At 72.2% G+C, this 14,320-nt stretch carries 13 protein-coding genes and 2 tRNA genes; 5 read left to right on the top strand and 10 right to left on the bottom strand.

Going from position 1 to position 14,320, the window contains the following annotated elements; genetic code table 11:
• The first annotated feature begins 33 nt into the window (after positions 1-33).
• Positions 34-1,506 carry an FGGY-family carbohydrate kinase gene (locus ACZ4FV_RS16995; RefSeq protein WP_395872705.1) on the top strand — a complete coding sequence of 491 codons (1,473 nt, stop codon included), beginning with the start codon at positions 34-36 and terminating at the stop codon, positions 1,504-1,506.
• 146 nt (positions 1,507-1,652) lie between these two features.
• Here ACZ4FV_RS16995 and ACZ4FV_RS16990 read toward each other — a convergent pair whose 3' ends face one another.
• Positions 1,653-1,952 (bottom strand): YtxH domain-containing protein, encoded by a 300-nt coding sequence (locus ACZ4FV_RS16990; RefSeq protein WP_395872707.1) that lies wholly within the window; start codon positions 1,950-1,952, stop codon positions 1,653-1,655.
• A 162-nt stretch (positions 1,953-2,114) separates the two neighbouring features.
• Here ACZ4FV_RS16990 and ACZ4FV_RS16985 point away from each other — a divergent pair.
• A tRNA-Asn gene (locus ACZ4FV_RS16985) sits at positions 2,115-2,190 on the top strand.
• Positions 2,191-2,244: 54 nt separating this feature from the next.
• On the opposite strand, the gene ACZ4FV_RS16980 is transcribed toward ACZ4FV_RS16985, so the two are convergent.
• Entirely contained in the window at positions 2,245-2,781 is a 537-nt protein-coding gene (locus ACZ4FV_RS16980) for a nuclear transport factor 2 family protein (protein ID WP_395872709.1), read from the bottom strand.
• Positions 2,782-2,888: 107 nt separating this feature from the next.
• Here ACZ4FV_RS16980 and ACZ4FV_RS16975 point away from each other — a divergent pair, with 107 nt between their 5' ends.
• Positions 2,889-3,863, top strand: coding sequence for an LLM class flavin-dependent oxidoreductase (locus tag ACZ4FV_RS16975; protein WP_395872711.1), 975 nt, complete (start codon positions 2,889-2,891; stop codon positions 3,861-3,863).
• Positions 3,864-3,988: 125 nt separating this feature from the next.
• Here the strand turns inward: ACZ4FV_RS16975 and ACZ4FV_RS16970 are convergent, their stop codons facing one another.
• Positions 3,989-4,933: an NADP-dependent oxidoreductase gene (locus ACZ4FV_RS16970; RefSeq protein WP_465322840.1), complete on the bottom strand. Its 945-nt coding sequence runs from the start codon at positions 4,931-4,933 to the stop codon at positions 3,989-3,991.
• A gap of 258 nt (positions 4,934-5,191) precedes the next feature.
• Here ACZ4FV_RS16970 and ACZ4FV_RS16965 point away from each other — a divergent pair.
• Positions 5,192-5,265: transfer RNA gene (locus tag ACZ4FV_RS16965), tRNA-Ile, on the top strand.
• Positions 5,266-5,433: 168 nt separating this feature from the next.
• Here ACZ4FV_RS16965 and ACZ4FV_RS16960 read toward each other — a convergent pair.
• Positions 5,434-6,405 carry an SGNH/GDSL hydrolase family protein gene (locus ACZ4FV_RS16960; RefSeq protein WP_395872715.1) on the bottom strand — a complete coding sequence of 324 codons (972 nt, stop codon included), beginning with the start codon at positions 6,403-6,405 and terminating at the stop codon, positions 5,434-5,436.
• Between the two features lie 328 nt (positions 6,406-6,733).
• Here ACZ4FV_RS16960 and ACZ4FV_RS16955 point away from each other — a divergent pair, with 328 nt between their 5' ends.
• Positions 6,734-7,228 carry a DUF3145 domain-containing protein gene (locus tag ACZ4FV_RS16955; protein WP_026218798.1) on the top strand — a complete coding sequence of 165 codons (495 nt, stop codon included), beginning with the start codon at positions 6,734-6,736 and terminating at the stop codon, positions 7,226-7,228.
• Positions 7,229-7,352: 124 nt separating this feature from the next.
• On the opposite strand, the gene ACZ4FV_RS16950 is transcribed toward ACZ4FV_RS16955, so the two are convergent.
• From ACZ4FV_RS16950 to ACZ4FV_RS16925, 6 genes are all read right to left on the bottom strand, one after another.
• The gene (locus ACZ4FV_RS16950; RefSeq protein WP_402230871.1) at positions 7,353-8,798 is read right to left on the bottom strand and encodes an acyl-CoA carboxylase subunit beta; all 1,446 of its coding nucleotides are present in this window, start codon (positions 8,796-8,798) and stop codon (positions 7,353-7,355) included.
• A gap of 103 nt (positions 8,799-8,901) precedes the next feature.
• The gene (fabF, locus tag ACZ4FV_RS16945) at positions 8,902-10,203 is read right to left on the bottom strand and encodes a beta-ketoacyl-ACP synthase II (protein ID WP_395872717.1); all 1,302 of its coding nucleotides are present in this window, start codon (positions 10,201-10,203) and stop codon (positions 8,902-8,904) included.
• 133 nt (positions 10,204-10,336) lie between these two features.
• Entirely contained in the window at positions 10,337-10,585 is a 249-nt protein-coding gene (locus ACZ4FV_RS16940) for an acyl carrier protein (protein ID WP_395872719.1), read from the bottom strand.
• 79 nt (positions 10,586-10,664) lie between these two features.
• Positions 10,665-11,675, bottom strand: a complete 1,011-nt coding sequence (locus ACZ4FV_RS16935; RefSeq protein ID WP_395872721.1) for a beta-ketoacyl-ACP synthase III — start codon at positions 11,673-11,675, stop codon at positions 10,665-10,667.
• A 73-nt stretch (positions 11,676-11,748) separates the two neighbouring features.
• A complete protein-coding gene (locus ACZ4FV_RS16930; protein WP_395872723.1) occupies positions 11,749-12,930 on the bottom strand; it encodes an ACP S-malonyltransferase in 1,182 nt (393 codons plus the stop codon).
• 98 nt (positions 12,931-13,028) lie between these two features.
• On the bottom strand, positions 13,029-14,195 hold the full coding sequence (locus tag ACZ4FV_RS16925) for a PucR family transcriptional regulator (protein WP_395872725.1): 1,167 nt from the start codon (positions 14,193-14,195) through the stop codon (positions 13,029-13,031).
• Positions 14,196-14,320: the final 125 nt, after the last annotated feature.

The following is a 14,320-nucleotide window of genomic DNA, read 5'->3' as shown; positions in this document are numbered from 1 at the left end:
GTTCCGAGGTTCGTCTGCTGTCAGAATTCGCCCATGCCGACAAGCCCGACACCCACCCTCGTCGCCGGGGTGCACTGCTCAGCGCGCCAGTTGCGCATCCTCGTCTGCGACGCCGCGAGCGGTACGCCCCTGCGCCAGGGGCGCGCCGCGTACGCCGAGGGCGCCGCGACCACGCCCGGCGCGTGGCTGCGGGCCTTCGGCGAGGCCGCGGCGGGCGGCCTCCTCGACGGCGTGGCGGCGATCGGGGTGGCCGCCCAGAACCACGGCGCCGTCCCGCTGGACGCGCAGGGCGTGGTACTCGGGCATCCGCTGCCCGGGGACGACCTCGGGGCCTCCGGGGCCGCCGCGGACCTCGTGGACGCGCTGGGCGGGCCGGGGGCGTGGACGGTCGCGACCGGATCGGTGCCCGGTTCGTCGTCGGCGATCGCCCAACTGCGGCGATTCGCCCGGTTCGAACCCGACGCGGTCACCCGGATCGCCTCCGTCCTGCTCCCGCACGACTGGGTCACCTGGCAACTGCTCGGCTGCCCGCCGGAGCCGGTCACCGACCGCGCGGACGCCTCGACGACCGGCTACTACGCCACCACCGGCGAGTGGCGTGAGGACCTGTTGCACCTGGCCATCGGCCGGGTCCCGCGCACGCCGCTCGTGCTGCCGCCGGGCGGCGCCGCCGGGCGCACCCCCGAAGGCGTGCTGGTCTCCGCCGGCACCGGCGCCGAGGCGGCCCTGGCGCTGGGCGCGGGGCTGTCCGACGGCGACGTGGTGGTGGCCATCGGCACCACCGGCACCGCCTTCGCACCGCACCCGGTGTCGGTGGCCGACCCGACCGGGGTGGTCGCTTCCTACGCGGACGCCACCGGGCGATACCTGCCACTGGTGCGCACCCTCAACGCGGCCCGGGTGCTGCGCGGCACCGCGTCGATGCTGGGACTGGACGCCGAGGAGTTCGACCGGGTCGCGCTGGAGTCCACCCCGGGCGCCGCCGGACTGGTGCTGCTGCCCTACCTCGAAGGCGAGCAGATCCCCGACCTGCCGCACGCGGCGGGCACGCTGACCGGGCTGCGCCGGGAGAGCATGACGCCGGCGTCGCTCGCCCGGGCGTCGGTGGAGGGCATGTTGTGCGGCATCTCGGACGCGCTGGACGTGCTGCGTGATCGGGACGTGGCGGTGGATCGGGTGATTCTGGTCGGCCCGGGCGCGCGCTCGGCCGCGGTGGCCACGATCGCGCCGGCGCTGCTCGGGTTGCCGACCGCGGTGCCCGCGGCGGCGCTCGCCGGGCGCTACGTGGCCCAGGGCGCGGCCCGGCAGGCCGCGTGGGCGCTGTTCGGCGTGCTCCCGGCGTGGCCCTCGGGGGTGGGTGTGTTCCCGGAACCGGGCGAGGAGGAACTGGCGCTCGGCGACGCGGTCCGGGCGCAGTATCGCGAGGTGCGTGATCGGCTGCACCCGGGCGCGGTGGCGCCGCCGCGCGAGGGTGCGGACGCGGGTGGGCGCCACCGCAGGGGGTGATCGGCCGGGGCGCCGACCGACGGATGGTCGGCCGGCGCCGGACAGGCCCGATCCGCGGCCCCGCCCGACCGATGCCACCGGCCGTCGCGGGTGCCGCGGGTACTGCGGCGACGCGGGTGCTTGCCCGCATCGGGCGCCTACGGGTACTACAGCCCCTGTCCGTAGCGCGGCGGCGTCACCGACGTGCCGTTCGTGCCGTGCCGGCCGAACCGGTCCGGCAGGTGCCGACCCACCCGCTCGGGCAGGTGCTCGCCGATCGCCCGACCGGCCTTGACGCCGGCCCCGCGGCCGAGTTCGGCCGCCGCGTGCCCGGCCTTCTGGGCGGGCGGGCTGCCCGCCACCGTGCCGGACAATTTCCGGATCTGCTCGTACCGCTCACGCCCGGCCTTCGCCCCCAGCACGTAGCCGATGGCGAGGCCGGTGACGAAGGTGAGCTTGTTGATCATGGTGTCCTCCGCGGTCGTGTGTCCCGCCCGTGCACGTCAGCGCCTACCCGGGCGCGGTGCGTAGGCAACCTGTGAGGTCCTACCGGAAAAACCCTGGTGCGGGCCACCCCTCGGAATGCGCTAATGTATTCCACGCAGCGACCGCCGAACGGTCCGACGCAATCCCGCATAGCTCAATTGGCAGAGCAGCCGGCTGTTAACCGGCAGGTTATTGGTTCGAGTCCAATTGCGGGAGCCACCGGAAGCGCCCACCAGGTTCACCTGGTGGGCGCTTCCGCGTTGCCCGGCCGGGCTACTCGCTCCCGGTGCGGGCCCAGAACTCGCGCCACGACGCCCACGCCTGGGGCAGCTCCGCCTCGGTGATCATCGGGTTGTTCGGGAAGTGGAAGCGGTCGGGCACGGCCAACGGGTGCTCCAGCACGTCGGCCGCGTAGAAGACGCTCGGCTTGCGGCTGCGGAAGTACCACCGCCCGTCCCGCCGTTCGTAGCGGTCCCGGTAGATCATCGGCATCACCACCCACAGGTCGCCCACCTCGTGCTCCGGGCGGCAGTACACGACGCCCGTGGCGTGGTCCTGGTCCACCAGGTCGATCACGTGGTTCCCGATCAGGTGAAAGGTGATCCCGTACGGGCGCAGCACCGGGTCGAACCACCGGGCCAGGGCGTCCCGGCCGACCCCGCCGTCACCCGTGCGCACGTCGTCCACGAACAGCGCGGCCAGCGCCGGCACGTCCCGACCGTCCAGGGCGAGCGCGTAGCGGGCGGCGAGTTGGCGGATCTGCTCGTGCGCCTCCAGGCGATCGAGCCGGGTGGTGATCGGGTCCGACATGCTGCCTCCGTAAGCTGACGGTCAGTCAGATATCACCGTGTCAGATGCCCGGCCGGGACGATGCCCCGGGTCCGCGCGTTCGGCACCCACCCGTGGGGAGCGGTCGCATGGTCGACGTCGGCATCTACCTGGACCTGCGCAACCCGGTCGAGTGGCGGCAGGACTGGTCCCGGTTGTACGCGTTCACGCTGGAGTTGTGCGAGGAGGCGGACCGGCTCGGAGTGCACTCGATCTGGACCACCGAGCATCACGGCTTCGACGACGGCTACCTCAGCCAGCCGCTCACCCTGGCCGCCGCGATCGCCGCCCGCACGAAGCGGGCCCGGATCGGCACCGGCGTCACGATCGCGCCGCTGCGGCACCCGGCGCACCTGGCCGAGGAGGCGGCGATCGTGGACCTGGTCAGCGGCGGTCGGCTGGAACTGGGCATCGGCACCGGTTACCGGAAGCCCGAATACGACCTGTTCGACCGGTCCGACCTGATCGGGACCCGGTTCTCGGCCACCGACGCGAGCGCGCGCGAGATCCGCAGACTGTGGGAGAGCGGGACGATCACGCCGGGGCCGGTCCAGCGCCGGCCGCGGATCTGGCTCGGCTACCAGGGGCCGCAGGGTGCGCGGCGGGCCGGGCTGCTGGGCGAATCGCTGCTGACCGCGAATCCGGCGATGGCAGCCCCGTACCTGGATGGACTGCGCGAGGCGGGTCACGACCCGGCCGGCGCCCGGATGGCCGGGCTGCTGAACGGATGGATCACCGAGGACCCCGAGCGGGACTGGCCGGTGGTCTCCCGACACCTGGCGCACCAGTGGGACGGCTACCACCGGTACGCGGTCGAGGGCACCGACGCCGCACCGCCGCGTCCGATCGACCCGTACCGGTGGCGGGCGCGCGGACTGTCCGCCGCGCCGGGCCACTTCCTGCACGCGACGCCCGAGGACGCGGCCCGGGAGATCCGGGCGTACGTGGCCGATACGCCGATCGAGACGGTGTGGTTCTTCGCGTCGTTGAGCGGCATGGACGAGGAGATGGCGCGCGCACACGTGACGACGCTGTGTTCGCGACTGGCGCCACTGGTGGCGTGACCCGGGCACCGACCCTCGGGGCCGGCCGGGACGGCGCGGCGCCGGCGCTCCCGACCGCCGCCCGGGCGCGCGGGCGCGGGTCGGGCGGCGGTCGGGCGAGGTCGGCGGGAGGCGCCCCGCCGGGACTACGGGATGATCACCGTCTTGCCCCGGGCGCCGCCGAGGCGGCTGCGGGCGATGGCGGTGGGAGCGTCGCTCAGCGGCAGGCGGGCCTCGATCGGCACGGTGATCCGGTGTCCGCGAAGTTCGTCGGCGAGCCGGTCGTACAACTCCGCGGTGGACTTCTGGTCGTGGTTGATCGCCTCGATCCCGCGCTCGGCCAACTCCCGCGCGTCGGCCGCGAACTGGGTGGTCAGCGCCACTCCACCGTCCCGGATCAGCCGGGCGTAGGCGGCGAAGTCGGTCGCGTCGGAGACCAGGTCGACCAGCGCGTCCACGCCGTCGGGATAGTCCGAGCGCACCTTGTCCGCGACGATCCCGCCGGTCGCGTCGTAGGTCTGGGCGGCGCCGAGCGCGCCCATCTTCGACGCGCCGACGCCCCGGGTCACCGCGAGCACCCGGACGTCGCGCGCCGCCGCGAGCTGGGTCAGGAAGGTTCCGACGCCGCCTGCCGCGCCGACCAACAGGAGGGTCTGATCGGCGCGCACGCCACCGGCCTCCAGCAGGCCCAGCGCGGTGCCCGCGGCGGTGGGCAGCGTGGCGGCCTGGGCCGGGTCCAGATCGGCGGCGGAGGCGATCAGACCGGTCGAGGGCACGGTCAGGAACTCGGCGTACGCGCCGACCGCGCCGACCGGCGCGCGCAGCGCCGAGCCGAACACCTTGTCGCCGACCGAGAACCGGACCGCGTCCGAACCCGCGTCCACGACCGTGCCCGCGAAGTCCACCCCGAGCACGAGCGGGAACGCGTGCTTCATCGACTCGGCGAGCATGCCGTCCGCGACCTTCCAGTCGAACGGGTTGACGGCCGCCGCCGCGACCTCGACCAACAGCTCACCCCTGGCGGGGGTGGGTTTCGAGACGTCGACGACCTTCGGGTCGCCTCCGAACTCGTTCACGGCGACAGCGCGCATGGTGGTTCTCTCCTCGCACGAACTCCAACGATGACCGGGATCACCCGAGTGACCGCGCGCGGCGCGTCGTAAACGACCGGCGGGCAAGGGCGGCCCGGACCCGACGGTGCGATGCGGCGCACGCGGCCTCGACCCGATCGAGCGATGGGATGCGAACACTTTCGGGCAGGATGAGACAACGCTCGTGAGGATCCCCCCAAGCGTTGGTCGCGCCTGACCGGTTATGCTGCGTCAGGCTGTCCGGCAGCGGACGGCACGGGGGCGGTAGCTCAGCTGGTTAGAGCAGGGGACTCATAATCCCTTGGCCGTGGGTTCGAGTCCCACCCGCCCCACCCGTTCAGGTCGGCGTCTCGCTGTGCGTGTCCCACGTCGTATGTCTCGATCGTAAGCTTTCGCCGCTTGGCTTCGTCGCTGTGTGTCGTCGAGCGACTCTTTTCCGTAGTCGAGTGAGAGCTTAGCGGGCCCACCGGGGATTCCGGGAGGGAAATCACTCGTACGGGCTATCCCCATGTATATCCCTGGCGTGACGTGACCTCGGCCAGCGTGCGCTGACCCGCCACGCTCGGGTGGAACCAGTCCCAGTGGCTGACGTCGTTCTTCCCGAACCGCTGGGTGTTCACCACACCGCCGTCGTAGCGGCAGTTGGACCAGGTCGAACACACCTCGCGCAGCTTGGCGTTGAAGGCGGTCACCCGGTCGCGCACCCGCTGCCGGCGGTCCAGTGCGGCGGGCTTGGCCGATTGCGGATCCTCCAGCATCGACTGGCACACGTTCGCCATCGACCACACCGCGCGGGCCATCATCTCGTCGTGACCGGTCTCCCACATGCGACCCAGGTCCGGCACGCTGACCACCAGGACGCGCGTGCGCGGCAGCCCCTCGCGCAGTACGTCCAGCGCGTCGCGGAACTGGCTCTCGAACGTGCCCGGCGAGGTCATCTCGGCCTCGGAGCGCCGGCACGCGTCGTTGGCGCCCATCAGGATCGTGACGTACTCGGCCCGCTCCTGGACCGCCTTGCGGGCCTGGCCGGCCAGATCCGACATCCGGGCACCGGTCTCGGCGTTGTTGAAGACGGCGTCCGCGGGCAGTCCCAGCCGCTTGGCGTGACTGTTCACGTCGGCCGAGGTGCCGGTGGCCCACGACTTCTCCGGGCAGTCCTGGAGCGGTGAGCACGTGTCGAAGCCGCGCGTGATCGAGTCGCCCAGGGCCGCCATCGAGCGCGGTCGGGGTGGTGCGGTCGCGGTCGCCGGCGCGTCCGGTGTCGGGGTGATCGCCTTCCCGTTGGGCTGTTCGGCCGAGGTCGGGTTGCCCGGTTTCCCGGTTTGCCTTCCGCTCGGCTCGGCCGCCGGCTTACCGCCGACCGCGGCCGGGGCGGCGGCGTCGCCGCCACCCGAGTCGTTGCACGAGGACACTGCCAACAGCGTCGCGACCATCGTCGCGGTGACCACCCCTACTCGTCGTTTCCCGCCCACGCCGCCCCTCCCGACCCCTAGCATCGACACGACGATGTCCATCGACGGTACGTCACTCCTTCGTGTGAAGGCCGACAAAGCCGGGAGTGGCGTTGTCGACGGCCGGGCACGTTGAGTGCAGTGGCTCACCATTCCGAGACGGTGAGTAACGAATTGTTCCTTCACATCGGACAATTGCCCACATGTGATTACGGACAGCAACTGGTGCCTGTGGTACATCCGTGGTCTGTGGGGCACAATGGAAGACCGGGATTCGAACAGGCAGTCCGAGACAAGGGTTGAGGCCGCTGGGGAAGGCGAACCTCGTCCTTGAAGCCTGGAGGTCCCGGTGACGACACGTGGAGTTCTGTACGTGCACTCCGCGCCGCGTGCGCTGTGCCCGCACGTCGAGTGGGCCGCAGCGGGCGTTCTTGGCGTGCGCGTGAGTCTTGACTGGGTCCGCCAGCCGGTGGCGCCCGGTATGTTGCGGGCCGAGCTGTCCTGGCAGGGCGCGCCCGGTACCGCGTCGCGCCTTGCCTCGGCGCTGCGCGGGTGGCACCTGCTGCGCTTCGAGGCCACCGAGGAACCCTCGGCCAACGCCGAGGGGGAGCGCTACAGCAACACCCCCGATCTCGGCATCTTCCACGCCGTCACGGGGGCGCACGGCGACATCCTGATCCCCGAGGATCGGCTGCGCGCGGTTCTGGGTCGGGCCGCCCGCGGCGAGGTCGATCTGCGCTCCGAGGTGGAGAAGCTGCTCGGCAAGCCGTGGGACGACGAACTGGAGCCCTTCCGCTACGCGGGGGAGGGCACGCCGGTGCGCTGGCTGCACCAGGTGGTCTGAGCCCGGGCGGTGGACCCGGGGCGGCGGCCGGAGCAGCCGGGGAGAAGACATACGTATAGACATACCGACGCGTGGGGCCCTTCCGAATCATCCGGAAGGGCCCCACGCGTCTCCGCCTTCGGACCTACAGCGGGATGTTGCCGTGCGCGCCGCGGGTGCGCGGCGCGGCGGCGATCGCCTTCGCGATCGCGATCCGGCTCTCGTCCGGGTCGATCACCTCGTCCACGACGCCGAGTTCGATCGCCCGCTCCAGACCTCCGGCGACCTTCTCGTGCTCGGCCGCCAGCTCCAGCTCCACCTGCGGCTTCAGTTCGTCCGGGACTTCGGCGAGCCGGCGTCGGTGCAGGATGCGCACGGCGGCGACCGCGCCCATCACCGCGACCTCGGCGGTCGGCCAGGCCAGTACCCGGGTCGCCCCCAGCGAGCGCGAGTTCATCGCGATGTACGCGCCGCCGTACGCCTTGCGCGTGACCATCGTCACGCGCGGCACGACGCACTCGCCGAACGCGTGCAGCAGCTTCGCGCCGCGGCGCACCACGCCGTCCCACTCCTGGCCCACGCCGGGCAGGTAGCCGGGCACGTCCACGACCACCACGAGCGGCACCCCGAACGCGTCGCACATGCGTACGAAGCGGGACGCCTTCTCGGCCGACGCCGAGTCCAGGCAACCACCCAGGCGCAGCGGGTTGTTCGCGACCAGGCCCACGGTGCGCCCGCCGAGCCGGCCGAGCGTGGTGACGATGTTCGGCGCCCACTTGGGGTGCAGTTCCTGGCCGGGCTCGTCCAGCAGGCCCTCGACCACCGGGTGCACGTCGTAGGCCCGCTTGGCGGACTCGGGCAGCAGCGCGCCCAGTTCGCGGCGGTCCAGGCCGGTCGGGTCGATCTCGCCCTGGTTGGCCAGCAGATCGGCCAGGCCGCGGGCCCGGTCGATCGCGTCCTGCTCGGAATCGGCGACCACGTGCACCACACCGCTGCGTCGGCCGTGCGGCTCGGGGCCGCCCAGGCGCAGCGCGTCGACGTCCTCGCCGGTGACCGAGCGGACCACGTCCGGGCCGGTGACGAAGATTCGGCCCTCGGGCGCCAGGATCACGATGTCGGTCAGCGCGGGTCCGTAGGCCGCGCCGCCTGCGGCCGCGCCGAGCACGACCGAGATCTGCGGGATCCGGCCCGAGGCCATGGTCATCGCGTGGAAGATCCGGCCCACCGCGTGCAGGCTGGCCACGCCCTCCTGGAGTCGGGCGCCGCCGGAGTGGAACAGCGCGATGATCGGCGCCTGCTCGGCCATCGCCCGCTCGTACGCCTCGACCACGATGGCGCAGCCCTCTTCACCCATCGCGCCACCCTGGACGGTGGGGTCCGAGGCGTAGGCGACCACCCGGGCGCCGTTGATCGTGCCGACGCACGCGAGGGTGCCGGAGGTGGTCTCGTAGGCGGAGATCTCCTCGTACGAGCCCGGATCCACCAGGTTGCGCAGCCGCAGCCTCGGGTTGCGCGGGTCGTCGTCGCGGTGCGGACGGGTGGGCCTGGCGGCGGGCGCGGATGCGGCCTTGCCACCGGGTCGGTTGTCCATCACGGTCACGTGTATACGGTCCGTCCTGCCCGCCGCGTCGCGCGCGTCGGGCATGGTGCCGCCCGGCGGCGCGCGTCGCGGACGAGCGCGAGAAGCCCGGGGGTCACCCGAACCGGCGGAAGGCGACGACGACGTTGTGCCCGCCGAAGCCGAACGAGTTGTTGAGCGCGGCGATGTCGCCGTCGGGCAGCGTGCGCGGCTCGCCCCGGATGATGTCCAGGTCCACCTCGTCGTCGAGGTCGTCCACGTTGATCGTGGGCGGCGCCGTGCGGTGGTAGAGGGCGAGCACGGTGGCGACCGACTCGACCGCGCCGGTGCCGCCGAGCAGGTGCCCGGTCATCGACTTGGTGCTGGTGACGGTGACCTTGTCGGCCGCCGCGTCGCCCAACGTGGCGCGGATCGCCCTGAGTTCGGTGACGTCGCCCGCCGGGGTCGAGGTGCCGTGCGCGTTGACGTGCACGATCTCCTCCGGCGCGAGGCCGCCGTCCTCCAGGGCCAGTGCCATCGCGCGGGCGATGTCGCGGCCGGTCGGCTCGGGCTGGGCGATGTGGTGGCCGTCGGAGCTGAGTCCGGCGCCCGCGACCTCGGCGTACACGCGGGCCCCGCGGGCCGCCGCGTGCTCGGCGCTCTCCAGGACCAGGACGCCCGCGCCCTCGCCCATCACGAAGCCGTCGCGACCTTTGTCGTACGGGCGCGACGCGCGCTGCGGCTCGTCGTTGCGCTTGGACATCGCCATCATGTTCGCGAAGGCGGCCATCGGCAGCGGGTGGATCGCGGCCTCGGTACCGCCGCAGACCACCACGTCGGCGCGGCCCGAGCGGATCATCTCCAGGCCGTAGGCGACCGCCTCGGCGCCCGAGGCGCACGCGCTGACGGGAGTGTGCACACCCGCTCGCGCGCCCAACTCGATGCCGACGTTGGCGGCCGGGCTGTTGGGCATGAGCATCGGGACGGTGAGCGGGCCCACGCGACGCGGACCCTTGTCGTTGAAGATGTCCCACGCGTCGAGCAGGGTGGTGACGCCGCCGATGCCGGAGGCGATGACCACACCGAGGCGGATCGGGTCCACGACGAGCGCGTCCGGGGCGTCCTCGGGCGCGGTGTTCTTCGCCGCGTAGCCGGCGTCCAGCCAGGCCTCGCGCGCGGCGATCATCGCGAACTGGCCGGAGCGGTCCAGGCGACGCGCCTCGACCTTCGGCATGACCTCCAGCGGCTCGACCGCGATGCGCGCGGCGAAGGTGACCGACAACTGCGCGGCCCATTCCTCGGTCAGCGCCCGCGCGCCGGACGTGCCCGCGAGCAGCGCGGACCACGTGCTCGCGACATCCCCGCCGACCGGCGTGGTCGCGCCCAGACCGGTGACGACCACGGTTCGCGCGGCGTCGTTGCGCTCGGTCGACTTCACTGTCTTCTCACTCCCACGCTGTTGTTTCGGGCGATCCGGCGGCTGGGGTGCCGGTGCCGGTGGTGCTGCGACCGCCCGGGCCGGACTCGCGGGTGCGGGTCCGGCCCGGGGTACGGCCGGCGCTGCTTTCGACCTAGGCGGCGGCCTTGACGATGTAGTCCACCGCGTCGCGGACGGTCTTGAGGCCCTTGACGTCGTCGTCCGGGATCTTGACCTCGAACTTCTCCTCGGCCGCCACGACGACCTCGACCATCGACAGCGAGTCCACGTCCAGGTCGTCGATGAAGGACTTGTCCAGCTCGACCTCGTCCTGCGGGACGCCGGCGATCTCGTTGACGATGTCGGCGAGGCCCTCGAGGACCTGCTCCTGGCTGGCAGCCATGTTGCTCCTTGATTCGAATCTTCTGCGGTGACGGGTACTGCTGATGTTGCTCGTCCGGTCGGCGGCGACCGACGGGGGACTACGGAAGCGTAATGACCTGCCCCGCGTAGACGAGGCCGGCCCCGAATCCCATGATCAGGGCGGTGCCTCCGCTGACCGCTTCGCCGCTTTCGAGCATGCGCTCCATCGCGAGCGGGATGGACGCGGCGGAGGTGTTGCCGTTCTCGGCGATGTCGCGGGCGACCGGCACTTCGGCGGGCAGCTTCAGTGCCTTGATCATGGCATCGGTGATCCGCATGTTGGCCTGGTGCGGGATGAACGCGTCCAGGTCCTCGGCCTTGATCCCGGCGGCGTCCAAGGCCTGCTCGCAGACCTTGGCCATCTCCCACACGGCCCAGCGGAAGACCTTCTGGCCCTCCATCTTGAGCGTGGGGAATTCCTGTTCGCGATCCTCGCGCAGGTCGTTCCAGTCGACGGTCTGGGTGATCGCCTCGGACTGCGCACCGTCCGAACCCCACACGACCGGGCCGATGCCCGGCGTGGCCGAGGGACCGATCACGACGGCGCCCGCGCCGTCGCCGAAGATGAACGCGGTGCCGCGGTCCGACAGGTTGGTCAGGTCGCTGAGTCGCTCGACCCCGATCACCAGGACGTACTCGGCGCTGCCGCCGCGGACCATGTCGCTGCCCAACGAGACGCCGTAGCAGAAGCCCGCGCAGGCCGCGGAGACGTCGAACGCCGCCGCCCGCCCGCCGCCCGCGCCCAGGCGGTGCGCGATCTCGGTCGCGATGGCCGGGGTCTGCTTGAGGTGGGTGACCGTCGAGACGATCACGCAGCCCACCTGCGAGGCGTCCAGGCCGGCGTGCGCGAGGGCCTTGCCGGCCGCCGCGATGGACATCTCGGCGACGGTCTCCTCGGGGGAGGCCCAGCGCCGGGTCTTGATCCCGGACCGGCTCTGGATCCACTCGTCGGACGAGTCGATCCGGTCCACCAGCTCGGAGTTGGGCACGATCCGAGCCGGGCGGTAACCGCCGACGCCGAGGATGCGCGCGTGCGCGGCACCGGCGCGGGGGGTGATGGTAGCGGTCACGCGTGGTCCTCCCGTACGGGTTCGAGGCCGGGTGGGTTCGCGGCCGGGTGCGGAGCGACTGTCACGACGTACGTCACAGCGAGCTCTGCGGGTGGATGCGCAGCAGCGGCATGCCGGGCGCGACCGGGTCGCCGTCCTCGACGAGCCACTCGACCACGGTGCCGCCGTGCGGGACGGTGATGGTCTGCTCGTCACGGTGCGAGCGCACCGTGGCGACGCGGGAGCCGGGCATCAGCGAGTCGCCCGCCTTGACGTCGGTGAGTTCGACGATGCCCTTGAACGGCGCGACCACCAGGCGCCACGTGGGCGAGGCGTCGATCGTGCTGGGGCTGCCGTGCCGCTCGACCAGCTTGCGGGCCGCCTCCAGGTCGTCCGGGGTCTTGAGCGCGACCCTCTCCACGTCCGGCAGGGCGCGCTTGGCCAGACCGGTCAGGGTGCCGGCCGGGGCCACCTCGATCAGCCCGGTGACGCCCAGGTCCTTCATGGTCTCCATGCACAGGTCCCAGCGCACCGGGTTGGAGACCTGGGTGACCAGCCGCTTGACCACGTCGCGGCCGTCGTGCAGCACGGCGCCGTCGGAGTTGGAGATGAACGGCGTGCGCGGGTCGCGCACGGTCACACCCGGGACCAACTCGGCGAGCCGGCTCACCGCGGACGCCATGTGCTCGGTGTGGAAGGCGCCGGCCACCGCGAGCGGTCGCACCTTCGCCCGCTCCGGCGGGTCGGCGGCGAACGCGGCGAGCTGCTCCAGGGTGCCGGCCGCGACGATCTGGCCCGCGCCGTTCATGTTCGCCGGGGTCAGGCCGTGCTCGGCGATCTTGGCGAGCACCGCCTCCGGGGTGCCGCCGAGCACCGCGCTCATGCCGGTCTGCGTCACGGCGGCCGCGGCGGCCATGGCCTTGCCGCGCTCGCGGACGAGGGTCATCGCCGACTCGGCGGTGATCACCCCGGTGCCGGCGGCGGCGGTCAGCTCGCCGACGCTGTGACCGGCGGCGGCGCCGACCACGCGATAGGCGTCGGAGGGGTGCGGGAAGAGCGCGAGGGCGGCCACCAGACCCGAGGCGACGAGCAGCGGCTGGGCCACCGCCGTGTCCCGGATCTCGTCCGCGTCGGCCTTGGTGCCGTAATGGATCAGGTCGAGGCCCGTGACGGCGGACCACCAGCGCAGCCGATCGGCCACACCATCGAGGTCGAGCCAAGGGGCGAGGAATCCGGGCGTCTGGGCACCCTGTCCGGGAGCGACGAGTACGAGCACGAGGTCAAGCCTCTCTCCTGCCAGGGGTGTGAGCCCCTTATCGGCAGGGACGAAGATCCGATGGCGACTTTGTGGGTTTCCTACAAATGGTGTTCGGGCTAGCTCTCGATTGCGGCGAGCCGGCCGAGGATCAGCGAGACCTGGAGGGTGAACGCGGAACGCGTCTCGGTCGGTACGAGTCCGGTAACGTCAACGACACGTCGCAGCCGGTAGCGCACGGTATTCGGGTGTACGAAGAGCATCCGGGCGGCCCCCTCGAGACTCGCCGCCTGCTCCAGGTACACGGAGAGTGTCTCCAGCAGCGCGGAGCCGGCCGCGTGCAGAGGTATGTAGATCTCCTCCACCAACTGGTCCCTGGCCTCCTCATCGCCCGCGAGCGCGCGCTCGGGCAGGAGATCGTCGGCGGACACCGGGCGCGGGGCGTCCGGCCACGCGACGCACGCGCGGTGTCCGGACATCGCGGCCTGCGCGGAGCGGACGGCGGCCAGCAGATCCGGTACCTCGGGGCCGACCACCACCGGGCCCGGGCCGAACTGGCCGATCAGCGAACGGGTGGCCCGGATCGGGTCGTCGGTGCCGCCCAGGATCACCACGAGCCGCTCGCCCTGGACGCCGGTGAGCACGTTCAGTCGGGCGTGTCGGCCGGCCCGATGGATGCCGTCCACGACCGCCTGGGTGTCCGCGTCCGGGGCGTTGCCCACCACGACCATGACCGAGTCCGGCGAGCCCCAGCCCAGGGCCGAGGCGCGGGAGAGGATGCCCTCGTCGGCCTCGCCGCGCAGCAGCGAGTGCACGACCAACGCCTCCAGTCGGGCATCCCACGCGCCGCGCGTCTCGGCGGCGTGCGCGTACACCTGCGCGGTCGCGAAGGCGATCTCCCGGGAGTACAACAGCAGCGCCTCGCGCAGCGCCTGCTCGTAGCCGGGCGCGGCCAGGGTGGCGATCTCGGCCTCGACCACCTCGATCGTGGTGCGGATCAACTCCACGGTGTGCGGCAGGGTGATGGTGCGGGTCAGTTCGCGCGGCGCGGTGCCGAACACGTCGGCGCTCACCTTCTGCGGGGTCTCCGGATGCCGGAACCACTCGGTGAACGCGGAGATGCCGGCCTGCGCGACCAGGCCGATCCAAGAGCGGTTGTCGGCGGGCATGTTCCGGTACCAGGGGAGCGCCTCGTCCATCCTCGCCAGGGCGGCGCCGGCCAGTGCGCCGGCGGACTTCTCGAGCCGGCGGACGGTCGCGGCGCGCAAATCGGGCTTGGAACTCACCTGCCTATCATCCTCTGCTTGTCGGGCGACTTCGTCGCCGGCTCGGGGGTGGGGGTGGGGGTGGGGGTGGGGCGCGGGGTGGCGGGGCGGGTGTCGTGGGTGAGATCGAAAGAGCACACATCTGA

The sequence above is a fragment of the Embleya sp. NPDC025285 genome (assembly GCF_055558835.1).
Note: the sequence above shows the minus strand (reverse complement) of the source record. Positions and strands in the feature narration are given on the sequence as shown.

Bases quoted from the DNA above. Each gene is read 5' to 3' on its own strand.
- ACZ4FV_RS16995 (WP_395872705.1), top strand. From the start codon at position 34: ATGCCGACAAGCCCGACACCCACCCTCGTCGCCGGGGTGCACTGCTCA.
- ACZ4FV_RS16990 (WP_395872707.1), bottom strand. From the start codon at position 1,952: ATGATCAACAAGCTCACCTTCGTCACCGGCCTCGCCATCGGCTACGTG.
- ACZ4FV_RS16980 (WP_395872709.1), bottom strand. From the start codon at position 2,781: ATGTCGGACCCGATCACCACCCGGCTCGATCGCCTGGAGGCGCACGAG.
- ACZ4FV_RS16975 (WP_395872711.1), top strand. From the start codon at position 2,889: ATGGTCGACGTCGGCATCTACCTGGACCTGCGCAACCCGGTCGAGTGG.
- ACZ4FV_RS16970 (WP_465322840.1), bottom strand. From the start codon at position 4,933: ATGCGCGCTGTCGCCGTGAACGAGTTCGGAGGCGACCCGAAGGTCGTC.
- ACZ4FV_RS16950 (WP_402230871.1), bottom strand. From the start codon at position 8,798: ATGGACAACCGACCCGGTGGCAAGGCCGCATCCGCGCCCGCCGCCAGG.
- ACZ4FV_RS16940 (WP_395872719.1), bottom strand. From the start codon at position 10,585: ATGGCTGCCAGCCAGGAGCAGGTCCTCGAGGGCCTCGCCGACATCGTC.